The 23,365-nt window shown below is 21.8% G+C and carries 23 protein-coding genes; 4 read left to right on the top strand and 19 right to left on the bottom strand.

Going from position 1 to position 23,365, the window contains the following annotated elements; translation table 4 throughout:
• Positions 1-55 precede the first annotated feature (55 nt).
• Positions 56-1,294 carry an IS256 family transposase gene (locus SPIRDC1_RS08030; RefSeq protein WP_174480498.1) on the top strand — a complete coding sequence of 413 codons (1,239 nt, stop codon included), beginning with the start codon at positions 56-58 and terminating at the stop codon, positions 1,292-1,294.
• A 111-nt stretch (positions 1,295-1,405) separates the two neighbouring features.
• Here SPIRDC1_RS08030 and SPIRDC1_RS08025 read toward each other — a convergent pair whose 3' ends face one another.
• The 8 genes from SPIRDC1_RS08025 to SPIRDC1_RS07990 form a co-directional block, all read right to left on the bottom strand.
• Positions 1,406-1,600, bottom strand: coding sequence for a hypothetical protein (locus SPIRDC1_RS08025; protein WP_174481333.1), 195 nt, complete (start codon positions 1,598-1,600; stop codon positions 1,406-1,408).
• 81 nt (positions 1,601-1,681) lie between these two features.
• Entirely contained in the window at positions 1,682-2,464 is a 783-nt protein-coding gene (locus SPIRDC1_RS08020; protein WP_174481332.1) for a hypothetical protein, read from the bottom strand.
• Between the two features lie 18 nt (positions 2,465-2,482).
• On the bottom strand, positions 2,483-5,200 hold the full coding sequence (locus SPIRDC1_RS08015; RefSeq protein WP_174481331.1) for an NHL repeat-containing protein: 2,718 nt from the start codon (positions 5,198-5,200) through the stop codon (positions 2,483-2,485).
• Between the two features lie 39 nt (positions 5,201-5,239).
• Positions 5,240-5,719, bottom strand: coding sequence for a single-stranded DNA-binding protein (locus tag SPIRDC1_RS08010; RefSeq protein ID WP_174481330.1), 480 nt, complete (start codon positions 5,717-5,719; stop codon positions 5,240-5,242).
• A 5-nt stretch (positions 5,720-5,724) separates the two neighbouring features.
• Positions 5,725-5,997: a S1 RNA-binding domain-containing protein gene (locus SPIRDC1_RS08005; RefSeq protein WP_174481329.1), complete on the bottom strand. Its 273-nt coding sequence runs from the start codon at positions 5,995-5,997 to the stop codon at positions 5,725-5,727.
• A gap of 117 nt (positions 5,998-6,114) precedes the next feature.
• Complete coding sequence (locus SPIRDC1_RS08000) at positions 6,115-6,285, bottom strand: hypothetical protein (protein WP_174481328.1); 171 nt, start codon at positions 6,283-6,285, stop codon at positions 6,115-6,117.
• Between the two features lie 153 nt (positions 6,286-6,438).
• On the bottom strand, positions 6,439-6,741 hold the full coding sequence (locus SPIRDC1_RS07995) for a hypothetical protein (protein ID WP_174481327.1): 303 nt from the start codon (positions 6,739-6,741) through the stop codon (positions 6,439-6,441).
• A 12-nt stretch (positions 6,742-6,753) separates the two neighbouring features.
• Positions 6,754-7,374: an NUDIX domain-containing protein gene (locus SPIRDC1_RS07990; protein WP_174481326.1), complete on the bottom strand. Its 621-nt coding sequence runs from the start codon at positions 7,372-7,374 to the stop codon at positions 6,754-6,756.
• Between the two features lie 621 nt (positions 7,375-7,995).
• Between SPIRDC1_RS07990 and SPIRDC1_RS07985 the strand changes: the two genes are divergently transcribed.
• Positions 7,996-8,913: a replication initiation protein gene (locus SPIRDC1_RS07985; RefSeq protein ID WP_174481325.1), complete on the top strand. Its 918-nt coding sequence runs from the start codon at positions 7,996-7,998 to the stop codon at positions 8,911-8,913.
• Positions 8,914-9,019: 106 nt separating this feature from the next.
• Here the strand turns inward: SPIRDC1_RS07985 and SPIRDC1_RS07980 are convergent, their stop codons facing one another.
• Positions 9,020-9,313 (bottom strand): hypothetical protein, encoded by a 294-nt coding sequence (locus SPIRDC1_RS07980; protein ID WP_174481324.1) that lies wholly within the window; start codon positions 9,311-9,313, stop codon positions 9,020-9,022.
• Positions 9,313-10,092 (bottom strand): ParA family protein, encoded by a 780-nt coding sequence (locus tag SPIRDC1_RS07975; protein WP_174481323.1) that lies wholly within the window; start codon positions 10,090-10,092, stop codon positions 9,313-9,315. The genes SPIRDC1_RS07980 and SPIRDC1_RS07975 overlap by 1 nt, the downstream gene beginning before the upstream one ends.
• Before the next feature lie 164 nt (positions 10,093-10,256).
• Here SPIRDC1_RS07975 and SPIRDC1_RS07970 point away from each other — a divergent pair, with 164 nt between their 5' ends.
• Positions 10,257-10,430, top strand: a complete 174-nt coding sequence (locus tag SPIRDC1_RS07970; protein ID WP_368668567.1) for an IS3 family transposase — start codon at positions 10,257-10,259, stop codon at positions 10,428-10,430.
• 51 nt (positions 10,431-10,481) lie between these two features.
• Here SPIRDC1_RS07970 and SPIRDC1_RS07965 read toward each other — a convergent pair whose 3' ends face one another.
• Complete coding sequence (locus tag SPIRDC1_RS07965) at positions 10,482-11,159, bottom strand: hypothetical protein (protein ID WP_174481322.1); 678 nt, start codon at positions 11,157-11,159, stop codon at positions 10,482-10,484.
• Positions 11,160-11,355: 196 nt separating this feature from the next.
• Between SPIRDC1_RS07965 and SPIRDC1_RS07960 the strand changes: the two genes are divergently transcribed.
• Positions 11,356-12,594, top strand: coding sequence for an IS256 family transposase (locus tag SPIRDC1_RS07960; protein ID WP_174479940.1), 1,239 nt, complete (start codon positions 11,356-11,358; stop codon positions 12,592-12,594).
• 114 nt (positions 12,595-12,708) lie between these two features.
• Here the strand turns inward: SPIRDC1_RS07960 and SPIRDC1_RS07955 are convergent, their stop codons facing one another.
• The 8 genes from SPIRDC1_RS07955 to SPIRDC1_RS07920 form a co-directional block, all read right to left on the bottom strand.
• Positions 12,709-13,725, bottom strand: a complete 1,017-nt coding sequence (locus tag SPIRDC1_RS07955) for a P-loop NTPase fold protein (RefSeq protein ID WP_174481321.1) — start codon at positions 13,723-13,725, stop codon at positions 12,709-12,711.
• Positions 13,677-14,279: a hypothetical protein gene (locus SPIRDC1_RS07950; protein ID WP_174481320.1), complete on the bottom strand. Its 603-nt coding sequence runs from the start codon at positions 14,277-14,279 to the stop codon at positions 13,677-13,679. Before SPIRDC1_RS07950 ends, SPIRDC1_RS07955 begins: the two co-directional genes overlap by 49 nt.
• Positions 14,280-14,530: 251 nt before the next feature.
• A complete protein-coding gene (locus SPIRDC1_RS07945) occupies positions 14,531-15,769 on the bottom strand; it encodes an IS256 family transposase (RefSeq protein ID WP_174479940.1) in 1,239 nt (412 codons plus the stop codon).
• 127 nt (positions 15,770-15,896) lie between these two features.
• Entirely contained in the window at positions 15,897-18,689 is a 2,793-nt protein-coding gene (locus SPIRDC1_RS07940) for an ankyrin repeat domain-containing protein (protein ID WP_174481319.1), read from the bottom strand.
• 582 nt (positions 18,690-19,271) lie between these two features.
• Positions 19,272-19,490, bottom strand: a complete 219-nt coding sequence (locus tag SPIRDC1_RS07935) for a hypothetical protein (protein WP_174481318.1) — start codon at positions 19,488-19,490, stop codon at positions 19,272-19,274.
• A 147-nt stretch (positions 19,491-19,637) separates the two neighbouring features.
• The gene (locus SPIRDC1_RS07930; protein WP_174481317.1) at positions 19,638-21,377 is read right to left on the bottom strand and encodes a hypothetical protein; all 1,740 of its coding nucleotides are present in this window, start codon (positions 21,375-21,377) and stop codon (positions 19,638-19,640) included.
• A 235-nt stretch (positions 21,378-21,612) separates the two neighbouring features.
• Positions 21,613-22,608 carry an IS3 family transposase gene (locus SPIRDC1_RS07925; RefSeq protein ID WP_174481316.1) on the bottom strand — a complete coding sequence of 332 codons (996 nt, stop codon included), beginning with the start codon at positions 22,606-22,608 and terminating at the stop codon, positions 21,613-21,615.
• Positions 22,609-22,720: 112 nt separating this feature from the next.
• A complete protein-coding gene (locus tag SPIRDC1_RS07920; protein WP_174481315.1) occupies positions 22,721-23,320 on the bottom strand; it encodes a helicase HerA domain-containing protein in 600 nt (199 codons plus the stop codon).
• Positions 23,321-23,365 lie beyond the last annotated feature (45 nt).

Raw genomic sequence — 23,365 nt, 5'->3', positions numbered from 1 at the left:
TGTTTAATTAATTCTAGTAAATATAATTTATATATCTAGAAAGAGTGAGTTACAGATGGCTAAAAAAGATAATGTTAATAACAATGATCCAATATCAAAAGCAGTAGATTTATTATTAGAAAATACTGAGGATTTAACAACAGTTTTTAAAGAGGGAGGCTTATATAAAGAATTAACTAAACGATTGGTAGAAAAAATGTTGAATTCTGAGATGCAAAATTATTTAGGACACGAAAGAAATCAACGCAGTAATAATGACAATGTTCGTAATGGTACAACATCAAAAAAATTAATAACTCAACAAGGTAAAATTGAAATTGATGTACCAAGAGATCGTAATAGTAATTTTGAACCAGTAATAATCACAAAAAGACAGAGAAGATTTGATGGTTTTGATCAACAAGTTCTTTCACTATATGCAAAAGGTATGACTTTATCAGATATTAGAATGCAGTTGCAAGAGTTATATCATGGCGCAGATATTAGCGAAAGCGTAATTAGTCAAATTACTGATGATGTCATTGATGATGTCAAAGCATGGCAAAATCGTCCATTAGATAGTGTTTATCCAATCATTTATTTTGATTGTATCGTAGTTAAAGTACGTCAGGATAAACGTATTATTAACAAATCAGTTTATATAGCTTTAGGAGTTGATTTAGAAGGTAAAAAAGATGTTTTAGGTTTATGAATTAGTGAAAATGAAGGTGCTAAATTCTGATTAAATAATTTTACAGAAATGAAAAATCGAGGCTTAAATGATATTCTTATTGCTTGTAGTGATAATTTAACAGGCATGTCAGAGGCAATACAATCAGTTTATCCTAAAACTGAACATCAATTATGCATAGTTCATCAAATTAGAAATAGCTTAAAATATGTTTCATACAAACATCGAAAGTCTCTAGTTATCGATTTAAAGCCAATTTATACAGCATGTAGTGAAGAACAAGCAATGCAAGCTTTAGAATCATTTGAAAGTAAATGAAATAAACAATATCCACAAATTGCTAAATCTTGATATAAAAATTGAGAAAATTTAATGGTTTTTATTAGTTATCCAGCAGAAATTAAAAGGGTAATTTATACTACAAATGCTATTGAATCTGTTAATAGCCAATTACGAAAAGTTATTAGAAATAAAAAAGTTTTTCCTAATGATATGGCAGTTTTTAAAATTTTTTACTTAGCAATTGAAAATATCACAAAAAAATGAACATTGCCTATTCAAAATTGAAATACAGCAATTGCTCATTTTATGATAAAATTTGAAGACAGAATTAATCTGAACTAGTACTTTGTAAAACAAAGAAACACAGATTACTAAAAAGCCTCGCAATTTTTAAAATTTCTTCTTAATTAATAAAAAGATGATTATTTTTGGTAATCATCTTTTTATTAATACTTACAATATATTACATTTTTTACTTTTGTTATCACTTATTTCTGATTTACTGTTTTTATTTTTTATATTTATCTTTTCATATTCTTCATTAACTTTTTGAAAATTTGGTTCATTTACTATTTTATTTTGTTTATTTTTATCATTGCTAAAACCAGCCTGACTGGCATTAACAACAACTTGTCCAGCAGCATACATAGTATTTCCTCCTAAATAACATTAATATAATGTTTAGTAATATTTTAAAACTTTAAAAATAAAGTACAAGTAAAAATATGTTTATTTACTTTTTTCATTCAAAAGCAAGTTAATTACATCTATAAACTCAATTAGTTCATAATAAAGTTCTTTAGCTAAACTTTGTTTTGAAAAATTATTAATTTTATTTCAATTATCATTAGTTACTTTATTTATAGGAGAAGCTTTAGATATAGTATTACGATAAATATTTACTTTTTGAACAAAATTTAAATATTTATCAACTCTTTCTTGTGTTAAATGAAAAATCATTTTTCTAAATAATAAATTACCATAATGATTAAATTTCAAAGGTTTGTTTTCTCACAATAAAAATTTAATTATTTGTTCATGCATTAATTTCTGTATTTCAAAAAAATAAATACTTCATTCTTCTTCATCTAAAAATTTACGTATTTTTTCTAATTGCTTTTTGATTTGATCATCAAAATGTACTTCACTAACTTCAATAATTGAATTTTGAGTATTTTTATCAAATCAAAAAAATAAATCTTTAAAAATTTTTTTACCCAATTTTGATGTTTTGCAATAAGAAAAAACATCACGAATTAATTTATTATATTCTGTAATATTTTTACTTGATAAAAGAATCTCTATTCATTTTTTACCTAATAATTTTGAATTTTTACTATAAAAAATATCATCATAATTTGAAGCAAAAATATTTTTTATATTTGCTTTAAAATTACTTTTAATAACAAAAAATGATTTATTTAATTCTTGATTAATTTTTAGATATTTATTTTTCTTAGGATTTAACTTTACAAAATTATCAATATGTTTACCTAATTCTTGTTTATTCATTTATTCAAAAACCTTTATTTAATTTGATTTTTTGTCTGATTTTATTTTTTTCATAGTTTCTTGTTTATCTGATTTTTTACCTTTTACTTCATATGGTTTTCTTTTTTTATCACTTTTTCAATATCAAATAAGACCAACAAAACCAAAAATTACTGCTAATGATATACCAATACTAAGACCAATAGTTAATTGTCAACCATGAAATTTAATGTTTGCTTGACTTTGTAATCAGTCATGATAACTTTGACCAGCTGCAAAATTATCAATTTCATTTTTTGTTTGAGGTTTTTGCTTACCATTTAAAATTTCATCAATACTATATCCATGTAAATTCAATCCACTTTCAGCATTTTTAATAGCTTGTTGATATGCTATGTTTATGGCTTTCATATTGGTATTTACTCAATTGATAGTATCACTTTGCAATTTTTCTATTTCAATATATTGTTTATAATCATTACTTGTAGCTTTTAATAATTTATTGTCTTCTCAAACAATATTTTTTAAGTAATTTTTAATATTATCATTATTTAAAAATTGACTAATTTGTGCTTTGATTTTATTTTCTTGCTCATCAGTTGCAAAACCACGAGAAGCTATTTTTTCAATTTCATTTATTCATTTATCTTTGTTTTTGTTAATAAAATATTGATAGTTATTAATTCAATTTGTATAGTGTTCCAAAGTTGATTTATTTACTACGTTTGAAGTATTTACATTTAAATTTTTAGGTAATACATCTAAACCTTTATTTAAAATTTCCTTAGCTTTATCAGTTATTGTTTTTACTAATAAATCTTTATCAAGACCATCATCAAATTTTGGTTCATTAGCAATATCATATGTCAAAGATTTTAAAAATGATGTATAAGAAGAAATTTGATTTTTAATTTCACTATCAAAACCCTTACCATTAGTTTTTATAGTTTCATTAAATTTATTTTCTACAAAATTTTCATATTGATGTAATCAACCCAATGCTTTTGATTTTTGACTAGGGTCAGTTAAATTGACAGTAACATTAAGTTTTGCCTTAAGTTTATCTAATTCACTATCATTAAAAGTACCTTTTAATTTTCAATTACTTTCACCAAGTTCTAAATAACTATCGTATATATTTCCTACTGTATCTTCTAAATGTAAATGATATATACCATCAGTTTTTATTGATAAATTTTTAGAAACAACTTGTTTAGAACCAGTTACTGTAAAATCATTAGTAGCATCATCAACTGTTCCTTGTACATAATAACTATTTGGATAGTCAATCAAAATATCATCAAATTTTGAATTTAAAGTTGCTTGATGAACACTAATGTTTTTATTTTTTGTTTGAATAATGTCTACACCATTGGTATTACCAGCATTTGAAACTAAACCACTATATAATTCAGTATCATCTTTATTTGTTGAATATTTAATATCATTTTTATTTATTCCTGTTTTAACTCATAATTTGTATGTCGCTGTTCCTGTTGTAAAATCTCCATCAAATAAATCAAGATATTGTTTATATTCATCTTTCAAAGTTAAAAATAACGTATGTTCACCAGTTGATATATCTAAATTGGTGGTAGGAACTGTAATTGATTTTCCATCTAATGTTGCATTTGCAATAAATTTGTCTTTAATGTCAATTTTTTGTTCATTTTTATAAACTAAGCCATCATATAAATTATCAAAATAATCAGGCTTATTAACTTTCAACAAATTATCAATTAAATTAGCTTTAAATAAATCACCATTAGAATCATAGTTTCCTGTAGTGTAATAAATACTACCATTTAATAAATACACACACTTAATTGCTTCAACAATACCAGAAAATGATTTGAAATTTGTTCCGTCAGTGGATTTATATAATAATCCAGAATCACGTTGTCCTTCTTTTTCAGTTCCAACATAAATTGTTCCGTTAGGAGCAATTGCAATAGAATCTATATAATATCCATCAGATATACCATTTACTTGTTTAAAAGTATTTCCCCCATCTATTGACTTATTTAATTTAGTATTTATTACAGCATAAATTGTTCCATTTGGAGCAATTGCAATAGAGTTTATATTTTTATTTGGATATATATTTGTATAATTTGTTCCGTCAGTGGATTTATATAAGCCAATACCTTTATATGATAAAGCAGCACCAACAAAAATATTCCCATTTGGAGCAATTGCAATAGAGTCAATCATTGAAGAAAGTACACTTGGTATTTTTTTAAAATCAGTGTCTCCTTTAACTAATTGCCATAAACCAGTTCCATAAGCACCAACAAAAATATTCCCATTTGGAGCAATTGCAATAGTAGTTACATTTTTTATTTTATCATTTGCAATAGAATTAAAACTAATTCCATTATCATTTGAAAAATATAAATATTCATCTGTTCCAACTCATATTTCTCCATTTGAAGAAATATCTATGCTTTTAATAACACACCTATTAGAAATAGTACTAACTTGATTAAAGTTAATTCCATCTATTGATTTTCATAAACCAGTAGCACTACTTCCTGCATATATTGTCCCATTTGGCGCAATTTTTATTTTTGCAATTTTTTTGTTTTGTAAATCTTTAAATTCGCTAATAAAAGGATTATTAGACATATTAATATTATTTGTTAAAATTGATTTAAGACCATGACTTACAATAGTGTTTGTAAACATTGGCTTTAAATTGCTTGCACTTGTACCTACCAAAGTAGAAACTGCAAGCATACTTAATAAGTTTTTCATATTATTGGTTCTCCTTTAATTTATAATTATTTAACACAATTAATTATCTCAAACAATAACTTCTTCATTAAAATCCAAATCGTTATTTTCATATAGATTTTCAATTCCTGAATTATTTAAATTGTAATTAAAATTTTTAAAAGCACTATCTAAATCAATTTTCTTATCAGTTGCTAATGCTGAATTTTCAATATTAGCATTATTTAAATTCTTTTCTTGTTTGCGATAATCTAAAAAAGTAACATTTTCAGCAACAACTTCAGTAATATATTGTTCTTTTTTTTCTTGATTTATTATTTTTCTTACTGATAGTCTTCCTGATAAAGAAATTAAAGAACCTTTACCTAAATATTCACACATTTTTTCAGCAACTTTATTTCAAGCAACACATGAAATAAAATCAGCTTGATTTGAAATATTATTAACTGCAATAGTAAAAAAAGTAAAAGGTTTTTCACTTTGAGTTTTATATAATTTTAAATCACGAGCAAGTCTGCCTATTAATATAACTTTGTTCATATTACTTATTCTCCTTTATTATTTTTTGTTATTATATTTAAATTTTTAGTACTTAATGAAAGTTTTTTATTATCATTATCAATGCTAATAATTTCAACTTTGATGACTTGACCAATTGTAAAATAATCTTCTACATTATTTACAAAACTGTTACTTACATTAGAAACATGTATTAACCCCTTGTAATTATTTGGACATTTACAAAATACACCAAAACTTGCAAAATCAACAACAGTTACTTCAATAATATCTCCAACTTTAAATTCTTTTTGTTCCATTAATTTATTCTCCTTTTATTTATAAAATTATCTAAATATTTATATATTAATTATATCATATTTTCTATATTAAATATAGAAAAAACCTATATATTAAGTGTTTTTTGACTATTATTTTTAATTGACATTTCATGATTTATTATACTTTTTTTCTATCATTTCTAAATGCTTATCACACATTTTAAAATCACCAGTAATGGTTTCTTTAACATCTTTAATTTTCAAAGTTTTAGAACACTCTTTACAACGTAATAATCACGCTATATCTTTTCCATCAACTTTTTGCATAAACCCACCACCTAAATTAATATGCCTTTATTTGGCTTATATTTGTTGTTTTTAGCGATGTTTAATAATATCAATACAAAACCATTCATATTATTAAATCCACTGCTTTATATTCGTTTAAACACTATATTATTATACATTGTTACAGGTTGTTTACAAATTTGCTTTTTCTTTAAAAGTTTCTAAAACAAAATCCTTTTCAATTTTCAAAATATCTTCTAATAAAAAAGTTTTATTAAACTTATCACCCAAATTTTTAATATAAAATTTTCAATCTTGCTTGTCAGTTTTTAGTCAAATAGTTTCACTTATCAATCTTTCGAATTCTCACACTTGAAACACCAACATCGAAGTTTTAAAAATAAAATAAGCATTACAATTACCGTTTAAATTATTTTTCTTTAATCAGTTTTGATAAGTTGATAGAAGCTCTTGTTCTTTACTTGTTAATTGCATAATTTTACCCTCCTAATCTTTTCAATTATTTTCATCAGATTTATTACTATTGTTTTTTTGGTCATTTAAAATTTGTAAAATCATGTCTAATTTTTGATTTATGTTGTTATCAAATCTAATAAGATTTTTCAAATTTAATTTGCCATAAGTTGCTAAACTTAAAGCATCATTTGATTTGTTTAATTGTTTTTCATTAACAAATCTTGCACTAATTTCTTTTTCACCAACGCTATTATCACTTTTGCCTTTATAGGTTACAGTTAAATCTAAACCTAATTTAGATAAATCAATTCCATAAAAATATCATAATTTTGTACTTGATTTATTAGCATAATGCTTACCTAAATAATGAATTTTGATTTTTTTATTTTTAATATCAATGCCAGTTTCTTCAAACATTTCATTAATTACTGTTTGATAATGGTTATTATTTTCTAATCCACCAGTGATAGTACTATACTGACTTATTGTCTTGTTTTTAAATAGTGGGTTGTATTCTTTAGTTAATAAATAATGATATTCGTTATTTTTTAAAACATAGGGTAAAATAGCAACTCCTTGGTTATTACATCAAGGTTCTTCAATACCATTCATAAAATCAACTTTAATAAGTTTTAAATATTCTTTATTCATAAAAATTTTCCTTTCAAAAAGTGATTTAAAAATAAAAATTACAACCAAAGTAATAGGTTGTAACACACTTATATTTTTAAATTTCCTTAATACAAAAATGTAAAAGAAAGATATAAAAAAAAACTAGATAGGCTTTTTTGTGAACTGTGTACCTAATACTTAAATATTGAATTTTTATAATCTAAATTTATCATATTTATTTTAAATTGCAAATAAAAATAAAAAAATCGTTACCAGTGCCACAGTTCAAAGCCACACTAGTAACTGGATAATTATACAATAAATATTCCAATTAGTTAATTATAAATGATATTTTTTAAAAAAAATATTTAATAAAAAAGATAGTGATTAATAGTTAAATATTCATACCGGTAAATGTTGTAATTAAAAATTAAAAATATATTATTTTAATAACACTTTTAGTGTTAATAATGAATAATTTAGTCATAATTTATATCTTATTGCAATATTTTATTATATTTATTAATACTTATTATATATTATTGTATATCAAAATATCTATACACAATATATAAAATTTATTGTGAATTACAACATTTACCGGTATGAATATGTTATAATAAGTTAAAATTTATAAATTAGTTTATAAGGGGTTAAATTATGGCAAAAGATTTATTAATTAAACAAAATAATAAATTTATTAAAAAGTCAAATGTGATTGTTCGTGCAGTGACAAATGAGTGTGCTGGAATTATGACACAAAGGCTGTTTAATTTTGCTATTTTAAGTAGTAAAAATAATATTCAAAATATTGATCATATTGGTTTTTGATTAAAAGATTTTTGTAAATATTATAATATTGCTGAAAAGCAGCTTTATGATAAGGTTATTCATAAAAAACAGGACATGACTATAATTATGAAAGAATTAGAAAATTTAACTAGTTTAAAATTTTTTGTATTTATAGAAAAAGAAAATAAATATGGTTTTGTAAATGCTTTTTTGTCAGGTTTTAATATTGATGGTTATATTAAACTTAAAATTAACAAAGATTTAGTCACAAAGTATTTTGTTGATTTAAAAAAAGATTATACAAATATTTATTTACCTTATACCAAAGAAATAATTAGTAAATATTCAATGCGTTTATATGAATATTTACGTAGTTATTTATATATGAATACCAAAACCAAAGGAATACCAAATTATATACATGAATGAAACTTTGAAAAATTAGTAAAAATTTTAAATTTAAGTTTAAATAGTAGTTATTTTAAACAAATTAATATGTTAAAAACTAGGATTTTGGAACCGGTGAAAAAAGATTTAATAAAAACAGATATTATTTTTACTTATGAATTAATTAAGGTAGGTAGAAAATATGGAAAAATAATTTTAAATACGCATTTGGATTTAGAAAAATTTAATGCTCAAAATCCTGAACTGGAAAAAATGCCAACTAAAAAAGAATATAAAAAGTATTCAAATAAATCAAAGCTAATGGCAAATAATTTTGAAAAAATCATTTTAAATGATGAGCAAGTACAAAATATTTTAGATAATATTGATTGTGCTTAATATCATGAAAAATTAAAATTGTTAATATTTTATTATTATAAATAATAATAAAATTAATAATAAAAATGCTAGTAAATTGCTATTAATTTATTAATAAATATTATTTTTATTTATCTTTAGTTTTAATAAATAATATCATCTTATTTATAATTTCTGAGTTACTCATTCCAGTTTCTTTTGTTTTAGTTTGAATATAATTTCAGACATCTTCTTCAAAATATATTCCTTTAAAAACTTTACTTTTATTTTTACTTTTTAAAAATGCAAGTGAGTTGTCTTCTTTTTTTGGATACTTTTTTACTATAGGATTTTCACTTTTTTTAGCTACTTTTTTAATATTTTTAATATTAGATTGTGGTTGAAAATTTAAACCAAATAAATTTGAATTTTCACTTGCCATTATAATACACCTCTTTCAATTAATTCGTTATAAACATGATGATAAGGATTTGTTTCCAATTTCACTGATTTTGACAGAGCTAGTGGAATACCAACAATTTCAGATTTTTTTAAAGCTTGTTTACTTCGAATCTGAGTTTTTAATATTTTTTCTTTGAATTGACTGTTACAAATAAATTCAGTAAAATCTTTTGAAATTTTATAATGATCAAAATTATTTAATACTATTGTGTTAATATTGTTATTTATTGTTAATTCTTTACACATTTCTTGTCATGTATTAGTTAAAAGGTTTACAGCTGATAAAGAATTAATAGAATTATCACTAACTATTATTATTTCATCAGCAATAACAAAAGCATTTTTGTTTATAATATTAATGCTTGGGTTAGTATCAATAATAACGTAGTCGTATGATTTTAAAAGTTCATAATTTTTAATAAATGTTCTTTGTAATGTTCCCTCTCTTGCTGTGCGATTGATGAGTTCTGTTTCTAGAGTTGTCATAGCAATATTAGTGGGAATTATATGAATGTTTTCATGTAAATTGATATTTTTAATAATTAAATTAGATTTAATTATATCTACATTTTGTTCAAATAGTTTTTTTGATGAACTACTTGAATTAGTTATTTTAAAATTATTTGAAAGGTTAGCTTGTGGATCTAAATCAATCAGCAACACTTTTTTATTATTGAATGCTAGTATGCCTGCTAAATTAAATGTAAAGTTAGTTTTGCCAACTCCACCTTTTAATGCACCAACAGTAATAATTTTCATATAACAACTCCTTATCATATTAGTATAATTATTAGTAAATTTAATAATATATTTATTATTAATATAATAACATTTTTAATTATATTTTACTAATAATATAATTATTATTAAAAATATTAAAATTGCTAGCAATTTTAATAGTAAAAAAATAATTTAATTCAAATATTAAGTACTCTAAAATAGAGTATAATAAATTAAAAAATAGGACTAAAAAAGAAAATTTACCTAAATATATTTACTTTTATAATAACCATCGACCTCAAATAAAATTAAAAGGAATGAGTCCAATCGAATATCGATTAACTCATTCCAAACCAACAAATAATAACTTCATCTAGAACTTAAATTTTTTTCAAATTTATTATTGAACGTAATTTAAAAATAAAAAATTATTTATTTTTTTTATTGTCTTTAATATACTTTTTTAATTTTGTTATATTTTTTTCAATTTCATCATTATTTTCTGAATTAAGTAAATTTATTATTTGTTCATGAATAACATTATTATATTTTTCTAATATCATATTTTCTTTTACATTTCCAAGTTTTCAAAAGAAGTTTTGAAATTTATTGTTTTGAAAAATTCAATCTTTAATTTTTGAAAAATCAAAAATTATTTTATTTTTTTGACTATTTTCTTCTAAACAAATTGCTAAATTTATTTCCTTTTCTTCAAAAAGTTCATTTAATTTGAGAAAAATATGATTAACTGAATTTATTGAATTATTTTTAAGATAACCAATATGAATGATTTTAAAAATAATTTTTGATTCTAAAACATAATAATAATCAAAAAAATTCATTTTTCTTATTATTTTATTTTCAAAAACTCAACATTTTGAATAATCTTTATTCACAATTTTTTCAAATACATTTTTTTCTAATGAAAAATTATAAAAATCTTTCATTTCATTATTAATGATATATTTTCCATTATTAATTAATGATAAACAATATAATTTAATTATTTCATCATTTTTAAAAGGAATATCAAAAGTTTTATAATTATAATATGGTAAAAATGCAAATAATTTTCTCTTTGATAATTCGATTAATTCATTTTCCACCGATACAGGTGGATATTGTGATAATATTAATTGATTTTTTATAGTAAAATAAAATAATAAAGATAAAAGATAGTTAAATTTACTATTAGATTTTGAAAAATGGGAATGTTTAGTAATCTGTGTGACTTACAAAAATAACTATGTTTAATTAATTCTAGTAAATATAATTTATATATCTAGAAAGAGTGAGTTACAGATGGCTAAAAAAGATAATCTTAATAACAATGATCCAATATCAAAAGCAGTAGATTTATTATTAGAAAATACTGAGGATTTAACAACAGTTTTTAAAGAGGGAGGCTTATATAAAGAATTAACTAAACGATTGGTAGAAAAAATGTTGAATTCTGAGATGCAAAATTATTTAGGACACGAAAGAAATCAACGCAGTAATAATGACAATGTTCGTAATGGTACAACATCAAAAAAATTAATAACTCAACAAGGTAAAATTGAAATTGATGTACCAAGAGATCGTAATAGTAATTTTGAACCAGTAATAATCACAAAAAGACAGAGAAGATTTGATGGTTTTGATCAACAAGTTCTTTCACTATATGCAAAAGGTATGACTTTATCAGATATTAGAATGCAGTTGCAAGAGTTATATGATGGCGCAGATATTAGCGAAAGCGTAATTAGTCAAATTACTGATGATGTCATTGATGATGTCAAAGCATGGCAAAATCGTCCATTAGATAGTGTTTATCCAATCATTTATTTTGATTGTATCGTAGTTAAAGTACGTCAGGATAAACGTATTATTAACAAATCAGTTTATATAGCTTTAGGAGTTGATTTAGAAGGTAAAAAAGATGTTTTAGGTTTATGAATTAGTGAAAATGAAGGTGCTAAATTCTGATTAAATAATTTTACAGAAATGAAAAATCGAGGCTTAAATGATATTCTTATTGCTTGTAGTGATAATTTAACAGGCATGTCAGAGGCAATACAATCAGTTTATCCTAAAACTGAACATCAATTATGCATAGTTCATCAAATTAGAAATAGCTTAAAATATGTTTCATACAAACATCGAAAGTCTCTAGTTATCGATTTAAAGCCAATTTATACAGCATGTAGTGAAGAACAAGCAATGCAAGCTTTAGAATCATTTGAAAGTAAATGAAATAAACAATATCCACAAATTGCTAAATCTTGATATAAAAATTGAGAAAATTTAATGGTTTTTATTAGTTATCCAGCAGAAATTAAAAGGGTAATTTATACTACAAATGCTATTGAATCTGTTAATAGCCAATTACGAAAAGTTATTAGAAATAAAAAAGTTTTTCCTAATGATATGGCAGTTTTTAAAATTTTTTACTTAGCAATTGAAAATATCACAAAAAAATGAACATTGCCTATTCAAAATTGAAATACAGCAATTGCTCATTTTATGATAAAATTTGAAGACAGAATTAATCTGAACTAGTACTTTGTAAAACAAAGAAACACAGATTACTAAAAAGCCTCTGAAAAATCTATTTTTATATAGCCCCTGTCTATTTGCGAATTTCATTTATTTTTTGGTGTATTAATTATATAATTAATACTCATTTGCCCTGTTACTTCCTACAAAAGAGTTCCAAAAATAAACATCTTGTCCGATTTTAAAAATGTATTTTTCTAATTCTAATTCATGGCTATAAATTGTTTCTAAACTTGAATTTTCATTATTTTTTAATTTTAATATTTGATTATTTATGGTACAACCATATAGATTTCCTTGATTATCACAAGTTAAAGACGTAATAATATCATTTTTTAAAATCTCATTATTTTTAAAACTTATCAAAATTTCATAATCATTAAAACTATTTAATTTTAATATTTGATTATTTATGGTACAACCATATAGATTTCCTTGATTATCACAAGTTAAACATGTAAATATAAATTCATAATTTATGTTTTTTATTTCATAAGTTTCATCATCGGTTATTTTAATTAAATCTTGATTTTTAATATTTATAATTTTTAAAAAATTTCAATATTTAAAAAAATTAATTTTTAAATTATTATTTTGATCAATTATTTTGTTTATTAGCTTACTATCAATAATATTAGGAATAATGTTGCAAAAAATTTTAATTATAGAAAATAAATTAATTAAATAATATAGTTCTTCAAAAAAAACATCAGTATTTTTCAATTTACTTAAAAACTGTAATATTAAAAATTTACTAAAAAGATTTTTATTATCTATTTTCTTTAAAATATTTCTTGGATTTAATGATTTTTCATCTATTATATTTTCATTTAAAAATATATCAAATTCTAAATCAACATTTTTTATTAGATTATTATTTATAATTTTTGAAAAATTAAAATAATTTTTATCTTTAATTGAGATTGATTGATTAATTATTTTTTTTAGGTAATTCTCATAGCAAATTTGAATTTTATTTTTATCATCATTTTTTAATTTTAAATAATCTAATAAAATTGGTTTAATTATATTTTCACTAGCAATAATAATAATTATAACATTATCAACATTAGAAAAATAGCTTTTTAAAACTGATAAAGTATTAATGATATTGTTAGGATTACATCTATCCAATTCATCAGCACTATTAAAATTTTTTTGTTATTAATGTTTTTAACATTAATATTATCTTTAACAAAATTAAAAGGAATCTTTTTAGTAAAAATTTTAAAAAATTTTAAATATTGAAAATTTTTTAAAAAATATTGATAGTCTATACATTTAATAATTTCATTAAATAAATATTTTGTAAAATCATTTTTAGACTCATTTTCAATTATAGATATATCAATATAATAACTATTAATTATATTATGTAATTTTTCTATTTCAATTAATTGTTTAAAAACATTTGAAATAACAAAAGTTTTACCACTGCCATAATTTCCACTAAAAAGTAATATATTTGTCGAATATGTTTGCTTTTTGTTTGTTTGGTTTTCAAAAAATATTTTTATTTCATTACAAATTTGATTAATTATTTTTTTATATTCATTTTTAATGAAACCATCAAATTCATGTTTTTTGATTAATTCATTAATTTTATTGTTATTTTGTTTTTGCCATTTGATTTTTACTTTTAATTTTTGTAAAAAAATTAAGATACAATAAAATAAAATATAAATCAAAAAAGATAAAAATGGTAAAAATATTGATTGTTAATCTTTAACAAAATTTCAAAAAATATTTTTTAAAAAATAAGAAAGTAAAGTTATTAAAACAAAAGTGATAATTAATATAGAGAATGAAAAAATGAGAAAGAAATTATTTTTAATTCAATGTATTATTTTTTTTACAAAATTTAAAAGCATATCAATTACCTTAATTATCATTTTTTTGAGGCTTTTTAGTAATCTGTGTTTCTTTGTTTTACAAAGTACTAGTTCAGATTAATTCTGTCTTCAAATTTTATCATAAAATGAGCAATTGCTGTATTTCAATTTTGAATAGGCAATGTTCATTTTTTTGTGATATTTTCAATTGCTAAGTAAAAAATTTTAAAAACTGCCATATCATTAGGAAAAACTTTTTTATTTCTAATAACTTTTCGTAATTGGCTATTAACAGATTCAATAGCATTTGTAGTATAAATTACCCTTTTAATTTCTGCTGGATAACTAATAAAAACCATTAAATTTTCTCAATTTTTATATCAAGATTTAGCAATTTGTGGATATTGTTTATTTCATTTACTTTCAAATGATTCTAAAGCTTGCATTGCTTGTTCTTCACTACATGCTGTATAAATTGGCTTTAAATCGATAACTAGAGACTTTCGATGTTTGTATGAAACATATTTTAAGCTATTTCTAATTTGATGAACTATGCATAATTGATGTTCAGTTTTAGGATAAACTGATTGTATTGCCTCTGACATGCCTGTTAAATTATCACTACAAGCAATAAGAATATCATTTAAGCCTCGATTTTTCATTTCTGTAAAATTATTTAATCAGAATTTAGCACCTTCATTTTCACTAATTCATAAACCTAAAACATCTTTTTTACCTTCTAAATCAACTCCTAAAGCTATATAAACTGATTTGTTAATAATACGTTTATCCTGACGTACTTTAACTACGATACAATCAAAATAAATGATTGGATAAACACTATCTAATGGACGATTTTGCCATGCTTTGACATCATCAATGACATCATCAGTAATTTGACTAATTACGCTTTCGCTAATATCTGCGCCATCATATAACTCTTGCAACTGCATTCTAATATCTGATAAAGTCATACCTTTTGCATATAGTGAAAGAACTTGTTGATCAAAACCATCAAATCTTCTCTGTCTTTTTGTGATTATTACTGGTTCAAAATTACTATTACGATCTCTTGGTACATCAATTTCAATTTTACCTTGTTGAGTTATTAATTTTTTTGATGTTGTACCATTACGAACATTGTCATTATTACTGCGTTGATTTCTTTCGTGTCCTAAATAATTTTGCATCTCAGAATTCAACATTTTTTCTACCAATCGTTTAGTTAATTCTTTATATAAGCCTCCCTCTTTAAAAACTGTTGTTAAATCCTCAGTATTTTCTAATAATAAATCTACTGCTTTTGATATTGGATCATTGTTATTAAGATTATCTTTTTTAGCCATCTGTAACTCACTCTTTCTAGATATATAAATTATATTTACTAGAATTAATTAAACATAGTTATTTTTGTAAGTCACACAGATTACTAAACATTCCCATTTTTTTATTAATAAAATAATTTTATATGAATTATTTAGATTTAGATATTATTAAATATTTTTGTTTTGAAGCTGTTTTTTCAGGTTCATGAGTTGGTGTTTCAGGTAAAGAAAAAAGAAAATCATCATTTCATTTTTCTTCTTTTTCAGTAACTTTTTTCTTTACATCTATTCAACTTCGTGATTTAATTACTTGTAATTTTTGTCATTGGTTTTGTTTATCAATTTCTAATTCTTCTAATTTTTTTAAAGTTTCTTGATATTTTTGTTCAAGTAAATCTTTTTCACTTACAACTTTGTCACTTTGTTTTTTAGGATGATATTTTCCACTAGAACCTTTTGCTCCACCTTTATTTGATTTTGAAGTAGAAACAGTAGATGTTGTAATTTGTGTATAATCATTTATTAATGATTCTTGAAAACTACTTGCACCATCTTGATCTGATTCATCATCTTTTTTCTTTTTATTTTCTTGATAAGGTTTACATCCGCTTGTTGAAGATTGAGATTCATCTTGTTTGTTCTTTTTTTCTTTAGCTTCTTTTTTAAAAGCTTCAACAAGTTCATCTTCTAATAATTTTTGATATTCTTTTCAATTAACATATTCATTAATTTTTTGTAAAATAATTTTTTCGATTTCTTCTTCAAATTTCGATTTAGGTTTTTGTTTATAATTTGATTTTTCAATATTGGGATATTTTTTAAAAATTTCTTCTAATGACTCTATTGCTTCTTTCTTATTTTTTTCTATTTTCTCTTTTTGTTGTAAATCTAAAGTTTCTATTGTTAATAATTGGTCACTTTTTTTAATTTTTTCTTTTAAAATTTTTATTATTTCTATATTTAAATTTTGATTTAATTCATCCTCAAATTCTTTTGAATTCAATGTTTTTTCTAATTCTATTTCAATAAAACTTTCCAAACTTTTTTTAGTGTCAGTTCTAACATCATTTTTTAGTTCTTCAATAATTGTTTTTCTACCAAACAATTCAGCTAAAAACAAAGGAGTAAACTCAATATTTTGAACATCGGCCTCATTGTTACTATGATGATATTTTTTTAATTGTTCATTTAATTTAGTTATTATTAATGAAAAATCTTCTATTCCTTCATCTTTTTTAGCTACACAATTAAGGTTAAGTTCAGGATGTTTTAATAATTCTTTAACAATTTCTAAATTATTTTTAACTACTGCAATATGTAAAGCGGTTACATCACATATAGATTTAATATTTACATTAAGTTCAGGATGTTTTAATAATTCTTTAACAATTTCTAAATTATTTTTAACTACTGCATAAACTAAGCAACTTATATTTAGATTAGGTAATAATTTATTAACTTCAATTTTAGGATGTTTTAATAGTTCTTGCATAATATCTATATTTTGATTATTAATTGTTATAAATAAAGGATTAAAAAAACAATTTTCTTCATCATTTACTACTATTGATTCTGGATTTAAATTAATTAATAATTTTATAACATCTAAATTATTTTGATAAATACTTGCATTTAAAAGTAAATTATCTTTATTTTCAATATGAAAAATGTATTTTTCTTGAAAATCATTTCAATTTATTTTTTTTACGTATACTTTATTTTGAAAATAAAATAACACATCTTTAATTAGTAACTCTTTTTTTAAATGTGTTAATATTGCTTCATTTAATTCTTTATCTTCTTCAGAACTTTCTGATAAGATAATATCTTCAAATTGTTCAATTTTTTTTTCATATTTTTGTTCATTATTAAATATTTTATCTATTTTTGCTTTATTTTTATTAACAAAATTTTGTATTTTTTTAATATTTATTAATTGTTCTCAAATTTCTATTCTAAAATTATTAATTTCTTTTGAGTATTCATTTCAACCACCTATTATTTGTTTTTGATAATCATTTCAGTTTATTTCATTTTTTTGATTAATTACATTTTGAACATCTTCTAAAATATTTTTGTTTTCATTGATAATTTTTTTTAGATTTTCTTTATTTTTAATTTTTGAAAAAAGTTTTAAACTTTTTTCATCACATTGAAATCTTATTGATTCACTGGTTATAAAAATTAATCTAGTTAAGTCATATTTAATGTCTTCTTTACTATTTTGACTATAATTTGCCAAATTTTTAATTGATTCTTCTAAAGTGTCTTTTGAAATTTTAATAAATTTATTTTTTTCTTTGTTTTTATTATTACTTAATAAAAATCCTTTTGATAATCCTAAAAAATTTTTTTTATCTAAATTTTCATTTTTTGAAACATTTAATCCGCTTTCAGAATATGCTCCTGTATAATCTAAATTATATTTTTGACAATTACATTCTTTCACTATTTTATTATTCAATGTTTTTAGTAATTGTTCTTCTTTTTTTAAACTTTCACCTTGTAAATTTTTAAGTTTTTTATTTAATTTACCTAATTCATTTTTATTAGTACTTTTTTTGATTTTACTTTCTAATTTTTTGATTTCTTCTTTATTTTTTTGTTTAACTTTTTCCATAAGTTCATCGTCAAAATAAAAATATGAATTTTTATTGTTTATAAAGCCTTGAACATAAAAATTTTCCAAATTAATTATTAATTTTACATTTTGTTTTTGATTATTATTTAAATTTAAAATTAGAATTGATACTTGATTTTTTTCCTTTTCTTTAATTCAATCAGCAATTTTTTTGTTTAATTCATCTAATTTATCAAAGACAGTTTCACTTTTATAATGTTTTTTTTCATTAAATGGTTTAGAAATAAGTCCGCCAAAATTAAAAGTTCTTAATGGATGAATAGACTTTTTTTCTCTTAATTCTTCTAATATTTTTTTCATATTTTTAAAATAATTTTTATCTAATGTAAGTTCTTTTTCAATTATTTTAATTGTTTCAGTTTCTTTTAAAGATTCTATTTCATCAGTTAAATCTTGTTTTTCTTTTTTTTAGATTTTTTAGGTGACATAATTTGATTTTTCCTACCTTAAAATATTTAGTTTATGCTTATCTTTTAACAAATTTTATAAAATAAACAATCTTTTTAAAAAAAAAACAAAAAAAGCTCCTGTATAAAATAAGGAACTAAAAGTTTTAAAAGGTTATTTGAACTTGGTGTTTATGTTTAAATTTTATATTCATTTTTTTATAATTATTTTGTTCTATACAAAAATAAGAACAATTTAATTATAACAATTTTATTTTATATTTTAACACTTATTTAAGTTAAATATTTTCATTAAAATTATACAAATAAAATTACTATAGCTAACTAAAGTATGATTTACCCAAAAATTAACAAATCATTAATCAAATATTATTAAAAATTAAATTGATTTTGTTTTTCAAGATATGAGTAAACATTACTTTAGTTAGCTATAAATAAACTGCACAATTGTGCAGTTTTAAAGTATTTATTATATTTACATTTTTTGTGATTTACTACTAGAACTTTGACCTTTGCTTGTTGAAACTTCGCTATTTACTTTTGATTTTTCTTTTTCAAATCCCAGAGCATTGGCAACTCTTTCTCGTCTTTCACGTTCGTTTTTTTCGCCTCAAGCTTTATTCATTCTATCAGCATTTTTATCATGTGCATCTTTTTTTTCTTGACTTCATTTTTCAGATGGTATTCATGGCATAATTTACATCTCCTCTCTTTATTACTTTTGAATATTTTTTTCTACCCTTAAAATATCCAAGAAAAGTATATATTTTTAAAACTAAAAATGTTTAAAAAATAATAAAAAATCACTATTTTTAAAAATAGTGATTTGAAATAAAATAAATTATAATATGGAATTTGAATGATATATTATTGTACTTGTTGAAGGTTGTTGTTCTTGATGATTTATGGTATCTCGTATAGATGAATCAAAATCTTGATTATTTTCTGATTGAATACTTGAATTTTCTAGAAGACTGTTTGAATTATAATTTATTGTGTTGTTATTTATTAGTTCTTCGAGATTTTTATTTTTTCTATTGTCAAGTTCTTGTTTTAAAATATCATATTGTGTTTGTAATCTAGTTTCTAGTTTATCACTAGTTAAATTTTTAATTATTGATTGATGTTCTTTTTTTTCTTTATCTTTTTTTTCATTATTTTTGCATAATTTATTATATCATCAAGATTCTACTTTTTTTGTTGCTGGTGAAAATATTGATGTAAATCCTTTAAATATTGTACCAAGTCCACTGGAAGTGACAGCAATGATAATTTTTGTTTCAAGTAATAATGCTGTTGCTGTTGCAGGTATAAGTGCAGGAATAGCAAAAGTAAGGATAGGAGTTAAAATAATAAGGGATAAAGAAATTATTGTAATAGTTCATCATATTCTCTTTTCTTTTTTATTTGGTTTTAATTTGAAATCATTTTGTTGTTTTATAAAGTCTTTAGTAGATATTTCAGAAAAACATATATTTTTTTTATTACTTGAAATTTTCTCAATTAAAGAAAAATCATTTTTATATTTATTAATATTTTCGTATTTTTTTATTTGTTGTCAAATTGTAATTTCATTATTTTCATCATTGTTAAAATATATTATTTTTTCAGAAATTGATTGATTAGCATGTACAAAAGTCATTATATAACAATAGTTATTATCTACTGATAAAATTTCTTCGTAAATCTTTGTAACCTTTTTATTTTCTATTGTTCATTGGTTTTCAATTTTATTATTTAAAAAATTAATATTTTCTAATATTTTTTCTTTAGTTTTTAAATTTAAGTTTTTTTCTTCAAACTTTTGTTGTAGGTCTAATCTTTTATTAATTTTATCTTTTAAAGATAATGACGGTATATTTAACTTATTAATATATTCATCTTGTTTTTCTTTAAGTTGAGATATCTTTGTTTCTGTCTGTTTAATATTAAAATTAATAACTTGTTTTGATTTTGCAATTTTTTCTTTTAGTTTTTCTTGTTGATTTATCCTTATTTTAATTTTTTTAATATCTGCTTTAAGAGAATATAATTCTCTTAATTCGACATTACTTTTTCATTTGTTTGTTTTATTGCTTATCATTATTTTTAACTTATTATTTAAAAAGTTAAGGTCATAATATTCATTTTCTAAAAGATTATTAGCGATTTTAATTCAATTTGACTTTAAATTATCATATTCTTCTTTTTGAATTTTTAATTGTTTCTCTAACTTAAAAATTTCTTTTCTTGTGTTTAATATTTTTTTATCTTCTAAAATTGTTACAGCATTATATGATTTAGTGAAATTATTAACAGTTTTTTCTTCAATCACATCAGTTTGTGTTGCTACTTCTTTAGTAGTTGATTTGGAGTCAATAAAAATTTCATTTGTATCAGAATGGTTTAATTTATTATTTATTACTACTTTTGGGGGATCTTCGTTACTATAAGTAGAAAATTTTATTGTTAATCCGTTGTGTCTTTCTTTAAAAATTCCTTTATTATTTTTTAATGTGATATTTGGGTGTTCAAAAATATTTTTAATATCTTGTTGTTCTGTTATTTGTTGAAATGTTTGAGATTTTGTTTTATCTGTCATTTTAATGTCTCCTTTTAAACATTAAAACCCATTTACTTTTAAAATAAAGTAATGGGTTAAAACTTATATACTGGATAACAATTATATGTTATCAAATTTTGTTTATTTTACAATTAGTTAAAGTTTTAATCAAAATTAAATATTTGGGTTTTGAAAGTTGCGATTTTTCAATTATAGATTTTGATTTGCTCAGGTGGTTAGCCCTAAATACTGGACCACTTTTGGATAGACAGTTTTAAATTTTTATTTGTGAAATTGGTGGTTTTAGAAATTTAGAATGTATTCTTTCGTAATTATAAAACATAATATATTGGTTTACATCATTTATAGCTTCATTGAGAGAAAAATATTGATTTGAACCTTTAGGTAGTCATTCTTGAGATAAATGAGAAAATCAGTTTTCAGATATTACATTGCCACCAATAACATAAGGTTGTTTTTTGCTTAAAATTATTTGCTTATCAGCAGCTCAATTTGTGATGTCTTGACAATAAAATTCGTTGGCGTTATCTGAGTGTAAAATAACGTTTTTTACTTGGTTTCAAGAGAATTGTTGATTTATTTTTTCAAGTGCAGGAAGGATTAAATCTTGATAGGATTTGTTTGAACATGTATTATAGCTTACAATATTATTTGAATAAAAATCAATAATTACAAAAAGATATAATCAACCTTCTTTAGTATTTATTTGTTTAGTGTCCATTGATCAAATTTGATTTGAAGAGGTTGTACTTTTATAATCTTTGTTTACTTTATCCATTGTAGGTATTCACTTATTTGGATTTTTTTTGTTTTTAGGATAGTTATTTTTAGTTTGTTTTAATCCTTGAAGATTGTGATCTTTCATAATTTTTCGCATTTGTTTTGTTGATAATTCTAGATTTAAAATAATATGTTTGTATTGTTTTAATCATTCTTTAAATGCTGAAAAAATTCGTAAATAGCCATAAATTTGTCCTTTTCTTGTAAAATGAAATTCAAGTAAAAGTTGGCATAATTCTTGATATTTATGTGTACAATTACTAATTTGATTTTTTTCTTTTTTAATAGGGTTTTGTTTGTTTTTTACAAAATAATATGTTGATCGGTTTAGTTGAAGATGTTGGCAAAGATATCTAATTGAATATTGGTTTTTGCTATCATCAATAATTTGAATTTTTTGTTTGATATTTAACTTGTTAATTACTAATGCTATTTGTTTAATTTTATCCATTATTAAAAATCCTTTCATGTCAAAATTAGTGTTAATTGTATAACACAATTGTTTTTCGAATACATTCAAGTTTTTTTTAAATTAATGGTCTAGTAAAAAGGGCTAAGTAGCAGTGACATTATTTTATCTGCTACAACAATATGACTTTTTGATGCAAAAGGATTATAAAAGCATTATTATCAATAGCTTTAACTTTGTTTATTAAGTCACTGTCACCTTTTCCATCAATTATGATCACAGTTTGGTTTAATTTATATACAAGTTGATTTATTATTGATAATGCTGTTGTAGTTTTACCCGAACCAGTTGCTCCAATTAGTAAAGTGTGTTGATTTAATTTTGATTTAACTAAACCAACTTTTTTATTTAGATTTATTAAATTTGTAGAGCCTAATTTTTTAAATTCTTTTACTTGAGATTTTGTTTCATTTTTTAGCTTTGAATTTTTGGGATTTCATTTTTCAAAATTTATATAAAAATAATAAAATAGACACCCCATAAAAATTAAAAAACTAACACCAAATGAAGTTTCTGTAACTCAATTTGTAAATATGCTTGAAATTCAATTTTTGAAATTGACACTTGGATAATAATTTCAAGCATATAATATTGCACAAATGAAAGCTACTGTCATTCATAATGCAAGAAAAATCAAACTTCATATCACTGCAAAAATTCAAACTTTATGAAAAATATTTTCTTGTCACTTATCTTTTATTCAATTTATCATCATTTTTTACTCCTTTTTTGGTATATGCCTTTATTTGGCTCATAT

The sequence above is a fragment of the Spiroplasma endosymbiont of Danaus chrysippus genome (assembly GCF_902809815.1).
Taxonomy (GTDB): domain Bacteria; phylum Bacillota_I; class Bacilli_A; order Mycoplasmatales; family VBWQ01; genus Spiroplasma_E.
Note: the sequence above shows the minus strand (reverse complement) of the source record. Positions and strands in the feature narration are given on the sequence as shown.